Origin of the sequence: Roseibium sp., assembly GCF_965232425.1 — a bacterium.
Lineage (GTDB): Bacteria > Pseudomonadota > Alphaproteobacteria > Rhizobiales > Stappiaceae > Roseibium.
Map to the genome: position 1 here is coordinate 4,675,657 of NZ_OZ246971.1, position 20,458 is coordinate 4,696,114.

General features: G+C 61.1%; 17 protein-coding genes. 11 read left to right on the forward strand and 6 right to left on the reverse strand.

Annotation, left to right across the window (positions count from 1 at the left end; translation table 11 throughout):
• Positions 1-226: 226 nt before the first annotated feature.
• From ACO08A_RS21250 to ACO08A_RS21275, 6 genes are all read left to right on the forward strand, one after another.
• A complete protein-coding gene (locus ACO08A_RS21250) occupies positions 227-568 on the forward strand; it encodes a hypothetical protein (RefSeq protein WP_422037912.1) in 342 nt (113 codons plus the stop codon).
• 392 nt (positions 569-960) lie between these two features.
• The gene (locus ACO08A_RS21255; protein WP_422037913.1) at positions 961-2,010 is read left to right on the forward strand and encodes a UDP-glucuronic acid decarboxylase family protein; all 1,050 of its coding nucleotides are present in this window, start codon (positions 961-963) and stop codon (positions 2,008-2,010) included.
• Positions 2,010-2,990 carry a UDP-glucose 4-epimerase GalE gene (gene galE, locus ACO08A_RS21260; protein ID WP_422037914.1) on the forward strand — a complete coding sequence of 327 codons (981 nt, stop codon included), beginning with the start codon at positions 2,010-2,012 and terminating at the stop codon, positions 2,988-2,990. The genes ACO08A_RS21255 and galE overlap by 1 nt, the downstream gene beginning before the upstream one ends.
• A 1-nt stretch (position 2,991) precedes the next feature.
• Complete coding sequence (locus tag ACO08A_RS21265; protein ID WP_422037915.1) at positions 2,992-4,872, forward strand: glycosyltransferase family 2 protein; 1,881 nt, start codon at positions 2,992-2,994, stop codon at positions 4,870-4,872.
• Between the two features lie 38 nt (positions 4,873-4,910).
• Entirely contained in the window at positions 4,911-5,864 is a 954-nt protein-coding gene (locus ACO08A_RS21270) for a glycoside hydrolase family 26 protein (RefSeq protein WP_422037916.1), read from the forward strand.
• A gap of 41 nt (positions 5,865-5,905) precedes the next feature.
• Complete coding sequence (locus ACO08A_RS21275; RefSeq protein WP_422037917.1) at positions 5,906-6,436, forward strand: DUF995 domain-containing protein; 531 nt, start codon at positions 5,906-5,908, stop codon at positions 6,434-6,436.
• 36 nt (positions 6,437-6,472) lie between these two features.
• Here the strand turns inward: ACO08A_RS21275 and ACO08A_RS21280 are convergent, their stop codons facing one another.
• Both ACO08A_RS21280 and ACO08A_RS21285 read right to left on the reverse strand, forming a co-directional pair.
• On the reverse strand, positions 6,473-7,138 hold the full coding sequence (locus ACO08A_RS21280; protein ID WP_422037918.1) for a pyridoxamine 5'-phosphate oxidase family protein: 666 nt from the start codon (positions 7,136-7,138) through the stop codon (positions 6,473-6,475).
• A gap of 55 nt (positions 7,139-7,193) precedes the next feature.
• A complete protein-coding gene (locus tag ACO08A_RS21285; protein ID WP_422037919.1) occupies positions 7,194-8,213 on the reverse strand; it encodes a carbon-nitrogen hydrolase family protein in 1,020 nt (339 codons plus the stop codon).
• 164 nt (positions 8,214-8,377) lie between these two features.
• Here ACO08A_RS21285 and ACO08A_RS21290 point away from each other — a divergent pair, with 164 nt between their 5' ends.
• Entirely contained in the window at positions 8,378-9,322 is a 945-nt protein-coding gene (locus ACO08A_RS21290) for a helix-turn-helix domain-containing protein (RefSeq protein WP_422037920.1), read from the forward strand.
• A 33-nt stretch (positions 9,323-9,355) separates the two neighbouring features.
• On the opposite strand, the gene ACO08A_RS21295 is transcribed toward ACO08A_RS21290, so the two are convergent.
• The gene (locus ACO08A_RS21295; RefSeq protein ID WP_422037921.1) at positions 9,356-10,741 is read right to left on the reverse strand and encodes a DUF3179 domain-containing (seleno)protein; all 1,386 of its coding nucleotides are present in this window, start codon (positions 10,739-10,741) and stop codon (positions 9,356-9,358) included.
• A 270-nt stretch (positions 10,742-11,011) separates the two neighbouring features.
• Between ACO08A_RS21295 and ACO08A_RS21300 the strand changes: the two genes are divergently transcribed.
• A complete protein-coding gene (locus tag ACO08A_RS21300) occupies positions 11,012-11,482 on the forward strand; it encodes a toxin-activating lysine-acyltransferase (RefSeq protein WP_422037922.1) in 471 nt (156 codons plus the stop codon).
• Between the two features lie 35 nt (positions 11,483-11,517).
• Positions 11,518-14,712, forward strand: coding sequence for a calcium-binding protein (locus ACO08A_RS21305; RefSeq protein ID WP_422037923.1), 3,195 nt, complete (start codon positions 11,518-11,520; stop codon positions 14,710-14,712).
• A 119-nt stretch (positions 14,713-14,831) separates the two neighbouring features.
• On the opposite strand, the gene ACO08A_RS21310 is transcribed toward ACO08A_RS21305, so the two are convergent.
• The 3 genes from ACO08A_RS21310 to ACO08A_RS21320 form a co-directional block, all read right to left on the reverse strand.
• A complete protein-coding gene (locus tag ACO08A_RS21310) occupies positions 14,832-15,341 on the reverse strand; it encodes a SixA phosphatase family protein (RefSeq protein ID WP_422037924.1) in 510 nt (169 codons plus the stop codon).
• Between the two features lie 65 nt (positions 15,342-15,406).
• Positions 15,407-15,955, reverse strand: a complete 549-nt coding sequence (locus ACO08A_RS21315) for a hypothetical protein (protein ID WP_422037925.1) — start codon at positions 15,953-15,955, stop codon at positions 15,407-15,409.
• A 15-nt stretch (positions 15,956-15,970) separates the two neighbouring features.
• On the reverse strand, positions 15,971-16,816 hold the full coding sequence (locus ACO08A_RS21320) for an AAA family ATPase (RefSeq protein ID WP_422037926.1): 846 nt from the start codon (positions 16,814-16,816) through the stop codon (positions 15,971-15,973).
• Positions 16,817-17,126: 310 nt separating this feature from the next.
• On the opposite strand from ACO08A_RS21320, the gene ACO08A_RS21325 reads away from it, so the two are divergent.
• Both ACO08A_RS21325 and flgK read left to right on the forward strand, forming a co-directional pair.
• A complete protein-coding gene (locus tag ACO08A_RS21325; RefSeq protein WP_422037927.1) occupies positions 17,127-18,527 on the forward strand; it encodes a flagellar hook protein FlgE in 1,401 nt (466 codons plus the stop codon).
• Between the two features lie 73 nt (positions 18,528-18,600).
• Positions 18,601-20,454 (forward strand): flagellar hook-associated protein FlgK, encoded by a 1,854-nt coding sequence (flgK, locus tag ACO08A_RS21330; protein WP_422037928.1) that lies wholly within the window; start codon positions 18,601-18,603, stop codon positions 20,452-20,454.
• Positions 20,455-20,458: the final 4 nt, after the last annotated feature.

The following is a 20,458-nucleotide window of genomic DNA, read 5'->3' on the forward strand; positions in this document are numbered from 1 at the left end:
CGGTATCAAAAATGCCAATACGTTCCTTCAATCAGTTCCAAGGTGTCGGAAACCCCGTTGCTTGACAAGACCTCCAAGCTTGAACGGGTGGTGCGGATCGGCGCATGTTTACCTGTTGTTAAGCCTGCAGCGGTTGACTGTTAACTTGTGTTTGACCTTGGGAGAGGTGAACATCAAACGCGAAGCGGTGCCAACAAGCCGCACGCCGAACCGGCAGGGAAACGACATGGCAGTTTCAGGAATTTGCACTTTCTTAAAGGGCGTGTTTCCCGCGCATCTGGTGCCCGTGCTGTCGGCAGCGGCGATCGTTGCCTCATGCAGTTTTGCGGGCATTCCCGAAAACGTCCGGGTGACAGCGGACAGCTCTGCACGCACGGTATCTGCGCCGGACGCTTCGGCCATCCGGAAAAAATCCGCCTTCTTGCCGATCACTCTCGCAACGGCAACGACCCCGGCAGACAAGGTGAAGTCCGCCATGTCGGCCGATCATGGCGATGCGGCCTGGATTTGCACCGCAAGCGGTTTCGGACAGAAATCCAGGTGCCGCGCACGTGCCGGTAAGGGCTGAGTCCGCAGAAACAATTCATCTTTTCCAGAATTATTTGAATTTATGACCTTTTTCTTACGATTACTTCAATCTTGCTGCGGGATTAAGAATATTTAATGTCCCGCCATCCTTGTTGAACTTGATCCCCGTCAGATCCACTTCTTGCAGTGTCAGGATGTGAAGCCTGACGGATACAATCATTCGCTGCATGCGGATGTCCTGTTTCCGTCTGGCGGCACCTGAGCCCAAAAGGCAGAGGGCGGATCACACCTGCGAAAACCGGAAGCTCAAGGGCACCTCCGAAGCGGAGTGCCGCTTTGACAAACTCATCCCGGACCGTTGCCAAGAAGGCGCACCGGGAAACCCCCGTGGCTTGCCGAATGGCCGGCTGCTGCCGATTTCGGAGGAATGCAATGAAAACGGACGGTTCGACACTCGGAAAAGACCTGCGGTCCGACATTAGTGCCGCCCGGTACCGGCCGGTGAAAACCGCCCTGGTAACCGGCGGCGCCGGGTTCCTGGGGTCGCATCTGTGCAGGCGTTTGCTCGGCGAGGGCTACAGGGTCATCTGCCTGGACAACTTCTCGACCGGACGGTTCGAGAATGTCTCGGATCTGACCGACTACCAGAATTTCAGCCTGATCGTCCAGGACATCGAAACGCCACTTTCAAGGATCAATGAGAGTCTCGACGAGATCTACAATCTCGCCTGTCCGGCGTCGCCGCCGCATTACCAGCGCGACCCCATCCGGACGATGAAAACCAACGTGATCGGCGCAATCAACGTTCTGGATCTTGCAGAGCGGACGGGCGCAACGGCCTTCCAGGCATCCACGTCGGAAGTCTATGGCGATCCGCTGGTGCATCCGCAGCCGGAGAGCTATTGCGGCAATGTCAACCCGACAGGACCGCGGGCCTGCTACGACGAAGGCAAGCGCGCGGCGGAAACGCTGTTTTTCGACTATGCCAGGACCCGTTCGGTGCCGATCAAGGTCGTTCGTATCTTCAACACCTATGGCCCGAACATGCGGCCTGACGACGGCCGGGTCGTTTCCAACTTCATCATCCAGGCGCTGCGCGGCGAAGACATCACGATCTACGGCAGCGGCCGGCAGACCCGCTCGTTCTGCTATGTCGACGACCTGATCGAAGGTTTCCGCCGGTTCATGCAGACGCCGGAAAACGCACTTGGCCCGATCAATCTGGGAAATCCCGGCGAATTCACGGTCCTTGAACTGGCCGAGAAAGTCATCGACAGGACCGGTTCACGGTCGAAGCTTGTCTTCCTTGATAAGCCGGTCGACGATCCGCAGCAGAGGAAACCCGACATCACCGAGGCCAGGCAATGCCTGGGCTGGACGCCGGAAGTCACGCTGGACCGGGGACTGGATCTGACCATTTCCCATTTCGACGATCTGCTGCGAAGCCGGGCGGCAAGTGCTTTTGCAGAGGCGGCAGAGTGATGCGCAGGCGTATTCTGGTCACCGGCGGTGCCGGCTATATCGGCAGCCATACCTGCAAGCTGCTCGCATCGAGCGGCTGGGAGCCCGTCACCTATGACAACCTGAGCACGGGAAACCTGACTTCCGTGCGCTGGGGACCGTTCGTGGAAGGCGACATCCGGGACACGGCTCTGCTTGAGAAGACGCTCGGCATGTTCGATGCCGAAGCGGTGATCCATTTCGCGGCCTCGGCCTATGTCGGCGAGTCCGTTGCCGACCCGGCGAGCTATTACGACAACAATGTCCGCGGGACACTCTCCGTTCTGGATGCCTGTGCGTCGGCCGGCGTGGAAAGGCTGATCTTTTCCAGCAGCTGCGCGACATACGGGATCCCGCGCCAGTTGCCGATCTGCGAGGACAGCGAACAGCAGCCGATCAATCCCTACGGCAAGACCAAGCTGATGGCCGAGCACATGATCCGGGACTACGCACATGCCTATGGACTGAAATTCGTCATTCTGCGCTACTTCAATGCCTGCGGCGCGGATCCGGAAGGCGAGCTTGGAGAATGGCACGATCCGGAAACGCACCTGATCCCGCGGGCAATGATGGCGGCAGCCGGCCGGCTGTCGCATCTCGATGTCTACGGCGACAGCTACGAGACCGAGGATGGTACGTGTCTGCGCGATTATGTCCATGTTCAGGACCTCGCCGAAGCGCACGTGCTTGCCTATCGCCACCTGGATACGGGCGGGCAGAGCGCGGCCTACAATATCGGCTCGGGCAACTGCCTTTCGGTGCGCGACATCATCAACAGCGTCGAGCGCATCACGGCGAAGCCCGTCCCGGTCAACCTGCAGGATAAACGTCCCGGCGATCCCCCGGTCCTTTATGCCAACCCTCAAAGGGCGCAGTCGGAAATCGGTTTCAAGGCGCGTTATTCGGACATCGACACGATCGTGCGGACGGCAGCTCCCTTCTTCGGCCTGGAGACACGGTGACATGCGGAACGGCCCTGCACATACACCGGCCAAGGCATCGGCACCCTACCTAGTGCCGATGCTGTCGCGTGGCCAAAAGCTGCGCTATCTCGCCGGTGTCGGGCTCTGGATTGCAGCCATCTTCTATTTCTGGAACTGGTGGCTGGATCCGAGCCACAATGCCGGCACGCTCCGTTATCTGGCGGTTTCGGTGATACTGGCGTGGATCACGTTCCTGCCGCTTTACTTCCTGGCCATGTTCATTCCGGCAAAGGTGCCGAACCCGGCGTTGCGCCTTCCGAAGGGCGCGCGCGTGGCAATGGTCGTCACGAAAGCCCCTTCCGAACCGTTTCCGGTGGTGAAAAAGACCTTGCAGGCCATGCGGGCCCAGACCATGGACCATGACACCTGGCTCGCGGACGAAGATCCGAGCGCTGAAACGATCGCCTGGTGTGCCGAAAACGGGGTGAAGATCTCGACGCGCAAGGACAGGCCCGATTATCACCTGCAGACCTGGCCGCGCCGCACCCGCTGCAAGGAAGGCAACCTGGCGTTCTTCTACGATCACCATGGCTATGATGCTTATGATTTCGTCAGCCAACTGGACGCCGATCACGTTCCGGAGCCGGACTACCTTGAGAAGGTGATGGCGCCGTTCGCGGACCCGGAGGTCGGCTATGTGTCAGCGCCGAGCATCTGCGACAGCAACGCGGACAGGAGCTGGGCAGCGCGAGGACGCCTTTATGCGGAAGGGACGCTGCACGGCGCTCTGCAGGCCGGGTACACCAACGGCTGGGCGCCGCTTTGCATCGGATCGCACTACGCCGTGCGCACGGCGGCGCTCAAGGATATCGGCGGTCTCGGTCCAGAGCTGGCTGAAGACCACTCGACGACACTCCTGATGAATGCAGGTGGCTGGCGCGGGGTGCACGCTATCGATGCGATCGCGCATGGCGACGGCCCCAACAGCTTCGCGGATCTCGTGACGCAGGAATTCCAATGGTCGAGAAGCCTGGTCACGATCCTTCTTCAATACATGCCGCGCACCATCGGCAAGCTGCCGCCAAGGCTGAAATTCCAGTTCCTGTTTGCGCAGATCTGGTATCCGCTGTTCGCGATCTTCATGACGGCGATGTTCGCCCTGCCGGTTGTCGCCCTTGTTGCGGGCGTGCCGTTTGCCAACGTCACCTATCCCCAGTTCCTGCTGCATTTCCTGCCGATCTCCGCCGTCCTGGTGGCGATGGCCTTCTGGTGGAAGCGTGACGGCTGGTGCCGTCCGTACAATGCAAAGGTGCTCAGCTGGGAGGCCCTGTTCTTCCAGGCAGCACGCTGGCCCTGGGCGATGCTGGGATGCCTGGCGGCGTTCCGGGACTGGCTGACCGGTTCGTTCGTCGATTTCCGGGTTACACCCAAGGGCGCGGATGCCGCCGCACAGCTGCCGATCCGCGTTCTCGTGCCCTACGCGGTGCTTGCGCTCTTGTCCGTTCTGCCTGTTCTGGCGTTTTCCGAGGTCGGCGAGGCGCGGGGGTTCTATCTCTTCGCGACCCTCACTGCGGTGATCTACGTCTCCCTTCTGGCCGTCATCATTGTCCAGCATGCGCGGGAAAACGGCCGACCCGGTGCTGCGTTGAACTGGCGCCCCTGCTTGCAGGGCGCTGCCGTCGCGCTGCTGGCGGTGCTGCCGGCGACCGCGCTCGGACTGAGGGGGCCTGCCGGCCTGGAAGCGCTGGAGATCGGAGCCGAGCCGGTCAAGCTGACGCGGTCCACTTATGCGGTTGCCGGTGCGGGCATGGGCAGCGCGGGTGTCCGGACCGTCCGCATACGGCCGCATCTCGTGGCACCGCCCCAACCTTCCTTCAATCAGCAGGCCGAGGCGGCGGGTCAAACCGCACGCCCGACCTAGTGCGTTGCACGAAGCGACATAACGATCTGGAGCTTGAAATGAAACAGACAGCAAACCTGCCGAAGATATCGATCCGGACCGGCATTCTCGCGACGGTCGTGGGTGCCGCCTCGATGGTGGCCGTGGCGCAAGTTGCCAACGGCAACACGGATGCCGGTGTCATCGTTCCTCAGCCGAGCGCGGATATTGCCTTCGGCGCCTATGATCCGCCCGGCTTTTTCACCGACAGAAGCGGTGTCTCGATCGAGCATCTGTTTCTGCCCTGGGAAGACGTCGAGCTGGAGAGCCTTCTGCTTGCCGACCAATACGCGAAAGAACGGGGACGGTCTGTGCTTCTCACCATCGAACCCTGGACCTGGGGCGAGAACTGGGACGTTTCTCCAGCCGAGTTGCGCCAGGGGATCGCGGCGGGCGACTATGACCCGAACATCTCCGCCATCTGCACGGTCGCCGGGGCCATGGAAAGCCCGGTCATGATCCGCTGGGCGCAGGAGATGGAGAGCACCTCCGGACGCTTCACATGGTCGGGATGGGAGCCGGAGGCCTATATCGACGCCTACCGTCATGTCGTCGACGTTTGCCGCGGCAGCGCTCCCGATGCCCGTTTCATGTGGTCGCCCAAGGGGGAAGAAGGGCTGCAGGCCTACTACCCGGGAGATGACTATGCCGACGTCGTCGGCCTGTCGATCTTCGGCCTGCAGCAATGGGACAAGGACAAGTTCGGCGGCGACCGGTCCTTTTCCGAGACCCTGCGCCCGGCCTATGACCGTGTCGTCGGCTTCGGCAAACCGGTCTACGTGGCCGAACTCGGCTATGTCGGCGACCGCGCCTATGTCTCCGAATGGGCCGGGGACGTCACCGCCGTCGGTAATGAATTCCCGGAGCTCACCACCGTTATCTACTTCAACGACAAGGAAGTCTGGCCCTGGCCGGATGGCTACGGTCTGCCCGACTGGCGGATCACGGAACAGATCCTGCCCGCGAATTCATGAGCGCGGGCCCAACCGGCAAGCTGACAAAGAGGAGCCTTTAAATGAAACAGAAAGTCACAGCATTGGCGATCGCAGCCACGATCGCAGGAGCCGGCCTTGTGATCGGAACGTCCGACAGCGCCGAGGCGGCGACACAGCAACAGCTGAATGCAGCTGCGCAGGACGCAAGCCCCATGTCGGTCGACGAGGTGTTCGGGCTTTTTGCCAACAGGTCCTGGATCTGGAGCGATGGCGCAGGCTATTTCGCCAACAGCAAGCGCGCCTTCTCGGCCTATTCGGGACGCGGCAGGAATGCGTCCTACGGCGAGGGAAACTGGTTCATCAAGGCGGATGGAACGCTTTGTTTCAATGCGACCTGGGTCGCGGCGGACGGGTCTGCGCCCGCAGTCACCTGCTTTGCCCACCGCAAAGACGGCAACACGATCTACCAGCGCAAAGTCGGGGAGGGTGACTGGTACGCGTTCCAGTCGACGCCGGCGTTGCGCAGCAACGAGATCCGCAAGTTGAAGAAAGGCGACTATGTCAGCCGGAGAATGAACCGGATTAAGTCGCAACTGGACAAGGCTGCCTGAGGGGGTCCGTACCCTAGTCTCGGCTGTTGCCAAAGTTCAGGATTCGCCGGCCATCAGTTTCTCGGCATAGTCGTCCATCGTGATGGTTCCGCCCTCGGCGGCTGTGCGGGCTCTGGCATCTTCGGGCAGGGAATCCTGCACCATGTCGATCCGTTTCCAGGACGGATGCGGCTGCGCACCCTTGTCGTCCGGCACATATGGGCTGGCCGAAATGCGCTTGTGCTTGTGAATGTAGCGGGCGCAATTCAGGAAGCACGAGGTCACGTCCACGCGAACCAGCATGTTCGCGCCGGGATAACGGGCGAGCTCCGGGTCGTCCTCGCTCAGGCTGGCAGTGCCCTGCACCCGGATGCGGTTGGGCGTTTCCATGTCGATGAACAGAAGACCGACCTTCGCGGCGGCCTTGATGTTGCCCATCGACTTGAACATGCCATTGCCGTCATAGCTCGGGAACACCAGGGTGCGCGGGTCCAGGACCTTCACGATCCCGACGGGGCCGCCCTTGTAGCTGACCGTCGGTTCGCCATCCGCGCTGACCGTCGACAGGAAGAAGAAATCGCGGCTTTCGATGAACGGCACATGGGGGTCTTCGATCTCGTCGCGGACGATGGCGGCGACAACGGTATCCGCCAGTTTGGCGGTCCCGAACCGGGCCTGAAGGTCCCGCTGCGCGCTTGTGTAGAATTCATCGGCTGTTGGCATGTCGGCCTCCGGGTTGGCCGGGGCGCAGCGCGTCGATTGCGCCCCGGAAGATGTCTCATTCGGCGGCGTTCGCCACGACGGCTGCAGCATCCGCCTCGTCCTGCTCGACATAGCGGGCAGCCTCGTTGTCGAAGCTCATCACCGGCGGGCTGGGTTTCCTGTTGAACATCAGCCGGAAGACATCGGGCCGGGAGTAGTGACCGCACGGGTCGGCGGCGGCCTTGCCGATGGCGATCATGTTGAGATCGATATCGGCGATCACCAGGCCTTCCTCATCCGGTGCGAGATTGTTTCCGAGCGGTGCGCCGTCGGGGCCGAAAATGCGGGCATGGCCGCCGCCGGTCTTGAGCAACTGCTGCTTCACCGGCGTGTCGCACAGGAATTGGGACATCTCTTCGGACACCGTGGCACAGGCGGCCAGGACGAAGCACTGCCCCTCGACCGCGTAGATGCGGCTGGCCGCCTCGTTCACTTCCGGCCCGAGCGCGTAGGCGCCGCCTTCGTAGAGAGAAAAGCTGGGCCAGGCGGCGACGTGGATCTGTTCGTTCTGCGAGAACATGGCGTACTTGTTCAGCGGCTGGATATGCTCCCAGCAACACAGGGCACCGATCCGGCCGAGTTCGGTCTCGTGAACGGACATGTCGCTGCCGTCGCCTTCCCCGAAGACGGTGCGTTCCACGTGCGTGGGCTTCAGCTTGCGGCGCCGGGAAATGACTTCGCCGTCCGGTCCGTAGTGCCACTGGCCCATGTAGAGGGTTCCATTGACGTTCCAGGATAGCCCCATGACGACATGCATGTCGTTGTCCTTGGCTGCCTGCGCCAGACGCTTGTCCTGTTCGCTGCCTTCCCTGATGGAATTCGCGGCATAGCGGGGAACAAGCGGCATGTACATGGCCGTTGCATCCAGCCAGATGTACCAGGGGTAGCCCGGCAGATAGGTCTCGGGAAAGGCGATCAGCTTGACGCCCTGGGATGCAGCCTCCTTGATCAGTCCGATGGCCTTGTCGACGCTGGCATCCAGGTCCAGAAACACGGGTGACGCCTGAACGGCGGCCGCCTTGAAGGGAGCGGTCATGAATTGTCCTCCACGATGTGACGCTTGCAACAACAGTGTCATACCGGCGGGACACCGACTTCTCATTCCGGGCGGAAAAAACGCTCATTCCGGGCACAAGGGCGCGGAAACTTCGCAAAACGGGCGCGCTGTGCTAATTCTGTCGGGATAGGAGGTGGCGGTGAATGGCGATTTTGCTGAGCACGGAAAGCGTCCGGCAGACCGAGGGCTTTGCCTATTGGCGTGAAGCCGTCTGCGATGCCTATGTTCACCTCGATTGCCAATGCGAACGTCCGGACGATTTTCACGGCGAGATCCTGCTCAACCGGTTGTCCCGGCTTTCCGCCTCTTTTGTCTCGGGTAGCCAGCAATCGGTGCGGCGCCGGCGCCGGGATATCGCGCGGGCCGGTGAAGACAGCTTCCTGATCAGCCTGCAGATGCAGAAGGAAGGCGGCGTCCTGCAGGACGGACGCCAGGCGCGGCTGAAACCGGGTGATTTCGCGCTCTACAGCAGCGTTGACCGTTACAATCTCGAACTGCCGGACGGGTTCCGACAGCTTGTCGTGCAGATCCCGCGAGACATGCTCCTGAGCCGCCTGCCGGATGCCGATCTCCTGACCGGCATATCCGTCTCCGGCAGCAGCGTGATGGGGCGCATCATTCACGACAGTGCCGTGCGCCTTGTCAGCGCGATCGACCAGTCACCGGCGCAGGTTCAGCACTCCCTTCAGGATACCGTTGTCGATCTTTTCGTGACCGGCCTCGCGTCGCTCAGGGAAACGCGGTTCGAACTCAGCAGGCCGGAGCAGCAGATCCTGCTGCGTGCCGATGCAGAGATACGCGCCAACCTGGCGGATCCCGATTTCGATCGCCATGCGCTTGCGGCCGCCATGGGCCTGTCGTTGCGGCGTCTTTCCGAGCTTTATCGAAGCGACGGCCGGGCGATCTCGTCGGAGATCAGAACATTGCGTCTCGACCGGATTGCGGCGGATCTGAAGGACAGCCGCTATGCCCGCCATTCGATCGCGGACATAGCCTATCGTTGGGGCATTGCGAGCCAGCAGAGCCTGGCACGCATGTTCAAGGACCGTTTCGGCAGGTCACCGCGGGACTACCGCGCCAACGGCTGATGCCGGACGCGGCAGCCTTGCCGGACAAGCGTCTCAGCCCGGCCAGAGTTCGGTTCCCGGGTGGAACTGGGACCAGGCAAACCAGAAGGCCTGGTGGCTGCCGAGGTCGGAGCCGTCCGCATCGACGGCGCGGATCCCGCCGGCATCCAGCTCAAGCCTGACGTTTTCGAACGTGATCTCGTCGCCTTTCTGCAGGGCGGCCATTGCCTTGCTCCGCTGGAAGGCCACGGGCTTTCCGGATGCCGTGACAATGCCGATGACGTCCTCGTGTACGGGCAGGCGCGGATCAACGTCGCCGACGGGGAAGATCGGACCATTGGCGTCACGGCCGTTGCGGAAGTCGAAGTCCCGGCCGAGCGCCAGTCTTTCCACCAGCACGGTCGTTTCCGGATGGGCCTTCTTCCAGGTTCCCCAATCCGTTGTCACGACGCCTGCCTGTTCGAGCTGGACGCCCTTGTCGCGGAGAGGGCCGGTAACGGCTTTGCCGAGAAAGGTGTCGAAGACCGAATAGGTGTTGACGTCATACATGACCTTGTTGGAGCGGATCAGCAGTCCGGAGGTTCGCAGGATCGGGCGCTCAACACCACCCGGCAACTGGTCGGTGAAATAGGCCTGCGCCGCGCCGCACAGGGTACAATATGGAATTCCGAGGTCGCGTCCGCCGAGGGTATCGTTGACCATTTCGCGAACTTCCATGATGCGCCGCGGATAGGCGCGGTACTCGCCGTTCACGCCAACGCCGAAGACGATGTCATCGTCTTTCAGCCAGGTCGCATCCTCGGCACTGCTGACCTCGGGATTGTCGGCGGCAGGAATGCAGTTGCAGACCTCGTCGGTCGTGTCGTAGGCGCGATTGTCGATCAGGACACCGCCCCAGGACACGTGGCGCCAGTCGATGTCGCCTTCGACGAAAATCCGGTCCCAGCCGGGAACGATCGTGGTGAAGATGCCGCGCTTGACCGCAAGGTAGTCGGGCGGTGCGGGAATGTCCCAGGCGATGAGGTGATCGGTGATGACACCCCAGTTGTTGTCGACCGGGATCTGTTTCTGCAGAAGTTTCGAGGCCGCATCGGTGAGCGCGGTGCTCAGTTGCGAACCGGCGGTGAAGCGCATCAGGTCGCTGATGATCCAGACGAGCCGGGGGTCTTTTGATTCCGCGACCTCGGTGAGCGCCAGCGTCTGGTCTCGTCCCCATGCCGACTGCTTGATGCTGTCGACAAAGGCTGCGTCGACGGCGGCCTTCAGGCTGTCGGACAACGGCCCGTCCGGGATTTCGGGCGGCGCGCCGTATTGTTCGATCACGTAGCCGGGAAGGGCAGACGCCTGTTCCGCCTGCGACACGCCTGACCAGGAGACGCACAGCGCCATGATCGACGCCACGAAAGCGATGCGGGACTGAGTTGCAATTGCCAGAGCCATGAAAGCACCTTTCACCTGACGAACATTGGGTGCGCAGCCCTTGCGCGTTCATAGTTTCAACCGGGCGGCACACTGGTCGCCCAATAAAGAGCGTCCGGCGCGTTTGAAGGCCAATCACGATGCATCAGCATTCGGTGAGAAGTTGCGAGAAGCCGTGTGCAGCCGTCCTGCAAAAGCTCGATGCATGCCGATTGGGGGATTGACCCCATAACGATCGAACAGGGCCGAACCTAGCTTTCTGACAACACAAACGCTGTCAGGAGCTGCAAGATGACCGGCATTCAGATCGACAAACAGACCACCTTCGCAATGCTCGGAGAGGCCCATGTGCTCATGGCAGAAAGCCCGCTGCACAGGGACCGGAGCATCTCCGAAATCGGAGCGCTGATCCTGCCGCCGTTGATGCTCGGTCAGCTGCGCATCTGGCGGCGCGGCGGACTGCCGGTCGCCCTTGCGACATGGGCCTGGCTCGACGCGGCAACGGAAGACGCCGTTCTTCATCAGGATCATCTTCCGGAACCGGACCAGTGGAACAACGGGTCCAATCCGGTCGTCATCGATTTCATCGCCCCTTTCGGAGACGGTTTCCAGACCGCCCGGGATCTCAAGCGGACCGTCTTCCCAGACCGCGCCCTGCGGTCGGTCCGCCGCGATGGAAATGGACATGTCCTGCGCATCGTCCAGCACCCGGGCCGTGACCAGAACGGTCGTCCCGTAAAAGCACGCGCCTACGCGGCGTAATTCCCCTTTTCCGATTTAACAAAGGACCTTTCATTATGGGCTCTTCATCCAAAAGCATTCACCAGACCTACAAACTCTATGGCCTTTATGGCAACAAGGACGGCGGGTCGGGCAACGACAAGCTCTACGGCTACTCCGCAATCAAGAACGATCTGCGCGGCGGATCGGGTAATGATTTCGTCGGCGGCTGGGCGCCGCTCAACTACCTGCGCGGCGGTTCCGGAAACGATACCGTCAAGGCCTATGGTGCCAAGAACTACCTCTGGGGCGACAGCGGCTCCGACAAGCTGTACGGATACGGCGCCTACAACGAGATGCGCGGCGGTACCGGCAACGACACGATCTACGGTTATGGCGCGAAAAACGTCATGCGGGGCGACAGCGGCTACGACACGCTCAAGGGATACGGCGCCTACAACGACATGGATGGCGGCAGCTACAGCGACAAGCTTTACGGCTACGGCGTCACCAACAAGATGAAGGGCGGCTCCGGCAACGACAGCCTCTACGGATATGGCGCCTCCAACACCATGTATGGCGGCACCGGCAGCGACACGCTGAAGGGTTATGGCGCTTCCAACGTCATGCGCGGCGAGGACGGCAATGACACGCTGGAAGGCCGCGGCGCTTCGAATGTCATGTATGGCGGCGATGATCACGACACGCTCAAAGGCTACGGTGCGTCGAACGTCATGAACGGCGACAGCGGCAATGACAAATTGTACGGCTATGGAGCCTCCAATGTCATGCGGGGCGGAACCGGCAACGACCACATGGAAGGCCGCGGCCTTTCCAACGTGATGTACGGCGACAGCGGCGACGACACGATGGAGGGCCACGGAGCCTCCAATGTCATGCATGGCGGAACCGGCAACGATGATATGACCGGTTATGGTGCCTCGAACGTCATGAACGGCAATGACGGTGCGGACCGCATGGAAGGTCACGGCGCGTCCAACGTCATGCGCGGCGGTGACGGCAACGACGCGATGTACGGCTACGGCGTGAACAACGTCATTCACGGCGACAACGGCGACGATTTCATCGAGGCGAAAGCCGGAGCCACGACGGCGTTTGGCGGCAACGGCAACGACACGATCAAGGCCGCCGGTGGCGTCAACGTCCTGAATGGCGGAGCCGGTGACGACACAATCGAGGCGATCGGCGGTGTCAACGTTGTCCATGGCGATGCCGGCAATGACGAAATGCTGGCGCTTGGCGGCGTGAACACCATGTTCGGCGGAACGGGCGACGACAAGATGAAGGCGCTCGGCGTTGCCAATATCCAGTTCGGCGGCGACGGCGAAGACCTGCTGGCGGCGGCCGGCAACGGCAACCTTCAATTCGGCGACGCCGGCAACGATCAGCTTTATGGTCTCGGCGTGAATGTCGGCCAGTTCGGCGGCGACGGTGAGGATGTGCTGGTTGGTGTCGCGGGGCTCAACCTGCAGCATGGCGGCAGCGGCAAGGACAAGCTCTTCGCGGTCGGCGGAGCGAACATCCAGATCGGCGGGTCCGACGATGACTTCCTGATGGCCGGCGGCGCGAACAATATCCAGTTTGGCGATCACCTGTGGAGTGCCATTCCGTCGGACCTCGGCTTCGATGACGGCAAGTTCGCCGAGGTGATCGAGAACTTCGATGAACACTTCGAAACCGAGGGTGGCGGCACAAACGTGCTCGTCGGTGGTGGCACCAACAACCTCCAGTTTGGCGGGTCCGGCAAGGATTATGCGTTCGGTGCCGGCGGCATGACCACCCAGGTCATGGGCCAGGGCAACGATGTCATGGTAGGCGGCGGTATCGGCGTCGTGCAATATGCCGATGCAGGAAACGACATCCTGATCGGCGGCGGCCAGGGCGTCGCGCAGTTCGGCGGCGAGGGTTCCGACGTGATGGTCGCCGCGGCGAAAGTGGTCGCGCCCCAGTACAAGGCCGCAGCCTCGTTCCAGTATGGCGGCGCGGGCACGGACGTGATGCTTGGCCTCTCCCTCGGTGAGGATGCGGCTGCGTCCGTTTCGCTCAACACCGACACGGACAGCGACGGCAACCGCAAGGGTGGCATCGTGACCGGCGCCTTGCCGTCCGAGATCGTCGTCACGGCGCAGCTCGGCGGCGACGGGGCCGACCTGATGGTCGCCGAAGGCCCCGGCGCCATTGCGCATGGCGGCGCGGACAACGACGTTCTGCTGAGCCTTGCAGATGCCAACTCGCTCGTCATGGGCGGAGCCGGTGACGATCTCGTGCTGACCGCAAACGGTCTTGGTGAAATGGCGGATGTTCTTGCCATGGACCGTGAAGACGCAAGCATCGAAGACCTTGCCGAGATTTCCTTCAGCTTCGGCAATTTCTTCGCCGGCGGCTCCGGCTCGGACATCATCATGGATGTTATGGATTTCACCAAGATCGTCATCCATGACGCCCTGACAGATGTACCCTGGGTTCAGGATTTCCGCTCGGCGCTGACGGCGACGGTCAACGCCATCGAAGGCATCACAGAGCCGATCGGCAAGCTGATCGACGCAGTGACCGACTTCAGCCCCGACTTCGATCTGGCGACCAGTCTGGGAGCCTACGAAGTCAAGGCGAACGTGGTCATGGGTGGTGTCGGTGCCGATGTGCTCGCAGGTGAGGGCTTCCTCTCCGGCGAGGCGGGCGACGATACCTACACCATCTGGGCGGACGGCGAGGCGACCATTGCCGAGCGTGCGACCGACGGTGTGAAGTCGTTCCTGGAGAGCTTCGGTGTAGACCTGCCGGTTCTCGACGATATCTCGCAAACACCGGACGGTAATGATGTCATCGAGCTACGCAGCTTTTCGCTTCAGGCAATGGACGAGGACGCCTTCCACTTCGTCAAGGCGGATGATGCGCTTCAGATCCAGTTCGACGACAAGACCGTGGCGACCGTTCACGGCATGGACGAGGACGCGACCGCGGTCGAATGGCTCAAGGTTGTTCAGGGTGCGGACAGCTTCCAGTTCGATCTGAAAGCGATCTACAACGAGACAGATCCCATGGACGACTTCAGCTTTGCCGTGGAAGATGTCACGGTCGGAACGGACTCTCTTGCTTCCGGCGACATCCTCGATCTCCTGGCTGGTGCGGCCGAAACGCTTGGTGCGTTCGGGTCTGCCGAAGGCGATGCGGCTGCAGCCGATCTCGCCGCAGCCCAGGGCCATGGCACCAGCGCCGTCGGCATGGCGATCCCGGAGACGGATTTCATCTAAGGCAAGTGAAAGCTGCTTTGAACTGCGCTCCGTGCACAGGTCAGAACGGGTGGAAAGGGGCGGCCAAGTGGCTGCCCCCGAACTCTTTGGAGAATGGGCCGTGCGAACGGTCTACCTCACTAGAGATCGCGCGGCTTGACGAACCGTTCCAGGTGTCCGGTGCCCGACCCCAGCTCAGACCAGTCCGTGATGTCGAAATCGATGACGGCGAGTGCGGCGGTCGGATACTTTTCCTGGAGATCGGCAAGGGTATCGGGTGCGCTTGTGCCGACCAGATCCAGCGCGGTGTCCTCCGTTGCCGGATTGTGGCCGATCACCATAAGGGTCTGCGCCCTGTGACCGTGTTTGCGAATGATCGCACCATATCCGTCCTCGCTCTTCCAGTAGAGATCGGAGATGAGTTCGATATGGGCTTCCTGCGGCATATAGGGAAGCAGGCGGGCGAGCGTCTCGCGGGTTCTTTGAGCCGTGGAACACAGGATCACGCTCGGCTGCAGTTTCTGGTCGCGCAGGTAGCGCGCCATCGTGACGGCCGCGGCCTTGCCCCGCGCGTTCAGCGGCCGATCAATATCGGGGAGCTCTGTGTCTCCCCAGTCGGACTTGGCGTGTCGAAGCAAAAGCAGGCGCATAACAGAGTTCCAGTTGGTTCTCTGTCTCAATAAATGACTTGAGGGCGGTTGTGCAAATGCCGCGTTCAGTTTTGCTGTGCAAGCACCTCGGTAAAGGCCGTCACCGCGGGTCCGACCTCATCCTGCTGTGTGGGAAGCGTGTAGGACAGCCAGAGCGTGAAATCGGCTTCCGCGCCGGCAAAGTGCCACAACGTTTCGCACAGGCTGGTGGGTGTCCAGCTTCTCGTCCTGAAGGAAATCCCGGTGGATGCGGCACCGCTCAGCTGCACTTCCTCGAACCCGGCGGCCTTGTAGTTTCTCGAAAAACTGATCGCTTCCCGGCGTCCCGTGTCCTGGACATGCTGGCGCAGGACTGCAGTCATGCCATCTTTGCCGGTGTAAATGCATCCGGCCAGACTGGTCGCGCCGCCTTCCAGAACCTTGATCCGGAAAAACGGGCCGATCTGGTCGGGACAGCGCAATCCCATGAAGTGGCGCAAGCCGCCGACGTCGCTCTGCCAGCCCGCTTCCTTCTCGGGTGGCACCTGGCCGTGTGCCGGGGCAACCACGGCACTTGCCGCGGATTGCAGTGCGATGCAGCTCCACAGGAGCAGTCTGGCAATGCGCTGTCTCAACGAGCCCTCCGGGCTTCAGGTGCGCTCCCGGCGGGACATGAAGGCAAGCCGCTCAAACAGATGGACATCCTGCTCGTTCTTCAAAAGGGCACCATGCAAAGGAGGTATCAGTTTGCTGCCATCTTGTTGACGAAGGGTTTCCGGATCGACGTCTTCGTTCAGGAGAAGCTTGATCCAGTCGATCAGTTCCGAGGTCGACGGCTTTTTCTTCAGGCCGGGAACGTCCCTGACATCGAAAAACAGCCGCAAGGCCTCCGACAGGAGCCGTTTCTTGATACCGGGGAAGTGAACCTCGACGATTTCCGCCATCGTTTCGGCGTCCGGAAACTTGATGAAGTGGAAGAAGCAGCGGCGCAGGAAGGCGTCCGGCAGATCCTTTTCGTTGTTCGATGTGATGATCACGACCGGCCGCTGTCTTGCCTGCACGGACTGACCCGTTTCGTAGACGTGAAACTCCATGCGGTCGAGTTCGAGCAGAAGGTCGTTCGGAAATTCGATGTCCGCCTTGTCGATCTCGTCGATCAGGAGCACCGGCCTTTCAGCAGCTTCGAAGGCCTCCCAGAGCTTGCCCTTGCGGATGTAATTGTTGATGTCCTTGACCCGTTCATCGCCGAGTTGGCTGTCGCGCAGACGCGACACGGCATCATATTCGTAGAGCCCCTGCTGTGCCTTGGTGGTGGATTTCACGTGCCACTCGATCAGCCGCGCTCCGAGGGCCGCTGCCACCTGTTCGGCAAGCACGGTCTTGCCCGTGCCGGGCTCTCCCTTCACCAGGAGGGGCCGCTCAAGAGCCACGGCCGCGTTGACCGCGACACGAAGGTCCTCCGTTGCAATGTAGTCGTCTGTTCCTTCAAAGCGCATTTTGCCGTCCGTTGTTCAACTCCTGGCCGGAAACTGGCAGGCCCGGCGGCAGGAAGCAAGCCCGCAAAAAGGGCACAGTCGGCAGCGTCCGGGCGGGACAGTCTTGCCCAGCTGGCCGGAAGTTTTTGCCCGGCAAGAGTGGTCCAGGCAAAAGGTTCGAGTGAGAAAATGATTCCGAAAATCTACGTAAGTATCTGAATTTGATAAATTAATAAGAATTTCAACTGAACTGGCACGAGCTTTGCGGACATAGTCTGATCATGGGCGTGAGCCCATTCGCGCAATGCCCGATCTATAAAGAGGACGCATCATGGGTATTTATGGGGCTATCAACTCAGCTGTCTCCGGTTTGACGGCGCAGGCGATCGCGCTGGAGAATATCTCCGGTAACGTCGCCAATTCGCAGACCACCGGCTACAAACGACTCGATACAACTTTCTCCGATCTGGTCTCTGGAGGCGGGGCGACCCAGGGCTCTCAGGTCGCAGGCACGACGTATGCAACGTCGCGTGCGACGAACACGATCCAGGGCGATATCACCCAGGTGGATGTCGACACCTATATGGCGATCAACGGCGAAGGCTATTTCGTCGTGACGCAGGCAGCCGATGTCGTAGACGGATCAACGACGTTTGCCGACGAGACCTTCTACACCCGCGCAGGTGACTTCGAGCGCGATCAGGACGGTTACCTGGTCAACAGTGCCGGTTACTACCTGCAGGGCTTCCCGCTTGATGCGGTGACCGGCAACCCGGTGGGTGACGATCCCACCGTGATCCAGATCGACAATCAGCCGCTCGCCGCATCCGCGACGACGCAGGTCGACTACCAGGCAAACCTGCCGCGCATTCCGAACACGAACGACTATGACGGTTCCACGGCGTCCACGGCACTGCTCGCTTCGTCCGTGGGTGCCGGTAACGTGGCAGTGGCCAACGAGACCGATTTCCTGAACAGCTCCATTTCCGGCGGCTCGATCACGATCTACAACCAGAATGGCACTGCGATGAATGTCGAGGTCCGCTACGCCAAGACGGCAAATGCCGCGGCCGGACCTCCTGCGGTGAATGACACCTGGACGATGTATATCGGCTCCGGTGGAGATGCGACCAATGCCTATTACGATGTCGGCGACGTCGAATTCGACAGCACCGGCACGCTGACCAACATGACCGCGGGTACGATCGGCACGGTCAACGGGACGAGCGACGGTTTTGACATCGCGACGCTGACCATCGCCGGGACGGATGCGACGGGTGTCGGCATTTCCTTTGCCAATGCCGGGCTGACCCAGTTCTCGCTGACGCAGTATTCCGACCCGGATGGGGCCGCAAGCTCCGTTTCGCTTGATCAGGATGGCTATCCGGCCGGCGAATTGACGGGTGTTGCCGTCGATGAATCGGGCCGGGTGATTGCAAGTTACTCGAACAGCCAGCAACGTGCCGTCTTCGAAATCCCGCTTGCGACATTCGAGGCCGAACAGAACCTGAAGCGGGTCGACGGGGCCGCCTTTGCCGCGACTACCTCTTCCGGTGAAGCGGATCTGACAGGCGGCGGGCAGATCCTTGCCAACAACCTGGAACTTTCCAATGCGGATATTGCAGACGAGTTTTCGAAGCTGATCATCACCCAGCAGGCCTACTCGGCAAATTCGCGGATCGTGACTTCCGCGGACGAGATGCTGGACGATGCCCTGAACATGGTCCGGTAATGAGTTCACCGCCAGCAGGTTCTAGCCTGCTGGCGGTTCCGGCGCAGTAGCGTCCGTCAAAGGAGAACCCGCCATGGGTCTTTCAAGCGCCCTGAACACCGCGGTCTTCGGCATCACCTACAATCAGCGCCAGCTGGATGTGACCGCAAACAACATCGCAAATGCGGACACCGTCGGTTATTCGAAGAAGACCATCTCGGCGAAAGCGTATTTCGACGGGCAGGGTAATGTTGCCGGGCTTACCGCGACCGAGATCACCAGGATCATCGATGAGAAGATCCAGGCGGACTATTTCGGTTCGCTTGCCGATACCAACTACGCAAAGCAGATTTCCAGCTTTACCGGCCGCCTTGACGAAATTTTCGGAACGATCGGTGACAATGCCGGGCTTTCAACGCTGGTCGGGAACCTTTCCTCCGCGTTGTCGTCGCTGATGAACGACCCGAGCAACTACACTGCACAGCAAGAGGTGATCGCCGCTTCGGAGGCTTTTGCGCGCGAGTTGAACAGCGCCTACGAGCGGATAGCCGATCTGCGGCAGGAAGCCGATGATTCCCTGTCGCTCCAGACCCAGACCGTCAACAACCTGCTGACAAGCATCGAAGACATCGACTCTGCGATCCGCGACGCGACCCAGTCCAACGTGTCGACGGCGGACATGGAAGACGAACGGGACCGGCTGATCGAGCAATTGTCCGGGTATCTCGACGTCGAGGTTGCGGACGGTGCCAACAATACACTGTTTATCCAGACCGCGGACGGTCAGCAACTCTATTCCGACGGCCAGGCGTCCACACTGAGCTTCGTTACGACACATTCACTGCAGCCCGGAGTCGCCGGTCAGACTGTTCTGGCAACCACGCCGGGCGGTTCAACCTACGACGTGATCGCCGCGTCGAACTCGGGCGCAATGATCGCGACCGCCGAACTGCGGGACGAAATCCTGGTCGAAGCCCAGAGACAGCTCGATACGATCGCAGCCGAGATTTCGCTGGCGTTTTCGAATGTGCCAGTTGAAAGCACTGCCGTCACGGTCGGGCCCGACGACGGGTTCGATCTCGATGTTTCGGGTCTGCAGCCGGGAAACACGATCACCCTGGAATACACCGACACCGGCGGTGTCGCGCAGACCATTACCCTTCTGGCTGTTTCGGATCCGAGCCTTTTGCCGCTCGACGACACGGCGACGGCAAATCCGAACGACACCGTGTTCGGGATCGATATCTCGAGCGGGACGCCGGCGACCTACATCACGAACATCACCGCGGCGCTCGCGGCAACAGGCCTCCAGGTCAGCAACGACGGGTCGGACAATCTGCGCGTTCTCGGCAACACGGGTGCGCCCACAAGCGTGCAGAGCCTTTCAGCAAGTGTCACGGTGTCCGCGGACAGCGACCAGGGGCTCGGCCTTGCAATCTTTGTCGATCAGCGCGCCGGCACCGAATTGTTCACCGACGCGCTGGAATCCGGCGGGCAGCGGGTCGGATATGCGGCGGGCATTAGCGTCAATCCCGCTCTCATCGCCGACGGTTCGCTGCTGATCGACTACCAGACGACACCGACGGCCAACACTTCCAACGATCCGGCGCGGCCCGAGTTCCTGCTCAACGCCCTGAACTCCGGTGTCGTGTATTTCGATCCCGAGGCAGGTATCGGCAGCCCGGACTCCCCGTTTCAGGGAACCGTGATCAGCTACGTCAACAACACCATCGCTTTCCAGGGGAACCAGGCGGAAGACGCCAAGACCTTTGCCACGGCCAAGGAGACGCTGACGATCAATCTCGCTGTCCGCTACGAAGAAAGCTATGCCGTTGATCTGGATACCGAACTTGCCTTCATGGTGCAGCTCGAAAATGCCTATGCGGCCAATGCCAGGGTCATGCAGACCGTCAAGGATCTCTTCGATGAGCTCCTGAATATCGTTTAAGGTG